The sequence below is a fragment of the Paraburkholderia sp. CNPSo 3281 genome, from assembly GCF_024206515.1.
Taxonomy (GTDB): Bacteria; Pseudomonadota; Gammaproteobacteria; order Burkholderiales; family Burkholderiaceae; genus Paraburkholderia; species Paraburkholderia nodosa.
This window is the reverse complement of record NZ_JAMBPS010000159.1, coordinates 1-1,477: the sequence shown is the minus strand read 5'-3', so window position 1 is coordinate 1,477 and position 1,477 is coordinate 1. Positions and strand designations below refer to the sequence as shown.

At 58.2% G+C, this 1,477-nt stretch carries 2 pseudogenes; both read right to left on the bottom strand.

What is annotated here, in order from left to right:
* Nucleotides 1–633: 633 nt before the first annotated feature.
* Nucleotides 634–959: pseudogene (locus M3I56_RS40650) on the bottom strand (IS3 family transposase); the annotation flags it as partial.
* Nucleotides 960–1,267: 308 nt separating this feature from the next.
* A pseudogene (locus tag M3I56_RS40645) lies at nt 1,268–1,477 on the bottom strand (hypothetical protein); the annotation flags it as partial.

Below are 1,477 nucleotides of genomic sequence, written 5' to 3'. Positions count from 1 at the left end.
AGAAGGTAAGCTCAACCGCCTTCACCACGCACCTGCCAGATTTACCACCCCAGCCCTTGATGGTTATGGACTTCGCAATCATTTGCTCGCTCGTCCGACTGGGTAGGCCTCGTATCTGGTTTCTGTTCGTCAGGTCGTGGCTTTGCTACACGCTTCCTTCAGACCCCGCCTCACGACGACGCCCTTGCGTTTCACTAGCCCTTCACCACCATCAGGTTGGGCAGGGGACTTTCACCCCCAAGCTGTTGCGCATGCTCGGCGCACAAAAAAAAAGCGGGCCCGGAGCCCGCTAAAAACCACACGCTACGAGGTTAGCGCGAGGAGACCACTGGAGGTTCGGCCTCGCGAAGATCGGCCTCAAAGATACCACTGCGCCCGCAGTCTGGGAGGCCGTCCTGTCTGCTTGATGAGGTATCCTCTATATAATCGCCGGATGTTACCGGACTCAGTCCGCAACGTGACAATGCCCTCTGTCGCGGTGGGTTGTTCCAGTCCTGTTCCAAAGCACTTTCCGGGCCATGTGGACCGCATACGCTCGGAGCCCCCAGAGCACAGGCATAGTGACGCATTGGCGGGAAATTGCGTCGGCTATCAAACAATGACGTGGGTTCCTTACAAATCGCGCATGTTTAGCCGATTGACCCGATCCAGCGGGCGCGGTGCACTCGCATCGGCCTACGTCGTGCGACCCGCTTACCGCGAACTGCCGCACGCAGCCCTTGCCGTTTCATCAATCGTGCGACCGTGCAGCGGGCCACCGCAACGCCTTCCCGGTTCGTCTGCCTCCAGACCTTCGGCACGCAATAGACCTGCATGTTGGCCAGCCAGCCACGCTTGATCTCCGGTTGCCGAATGCTCGGGCGCAGCGTCGGGACGGATCTCGAAGCTGTGCTGCATGACGTCGGCAGCCCTTACGGGGCAGTCCGCAAGACCGTGCGGATCGGCTCGACCCCGAAGACGTGATACTGATCCTGCTGGAATGCTCGTCGGAGTTGTTTTCTGCAACAGGCCAACTGCGACTTTCAGAGAACGCTCTAACGTGACAATGTCGACATACGTCGTCGGGAGTTGGACAAACAGGACGACCACTCACACAATTGATCGTGCATCGTCGGCTATTCTTGTGATTTCAAGCTGGGGAACCGGTGGCGCATAGTTTGCTTGATTATAGTGCCTTCAGGTGCGTTCCGCAGCCGGAGATCCGTAGCGCTTCCGCTACGCTCTGTTCAGATTTTCACGAATGGCCCAAGCGCACGGCGTTGTCACGTTAAGGTATTCGAGACGCAAGAGCGTACAGGACGTGCATTTGCCCAGAAATTGGACGGAACTTGGGTGAGAGAAGCGATGCCACGCCGGCAAAGCGTGCGGCGAGCTGTTTGCGATAGAGTGATGCACGCAGTGAATGTCGCTTGCGCGCGAAGTGCTGGCGAATCGGACCGAAGCTCGATAAGGGGACTCTGGTGCAAATAGGCGGTGT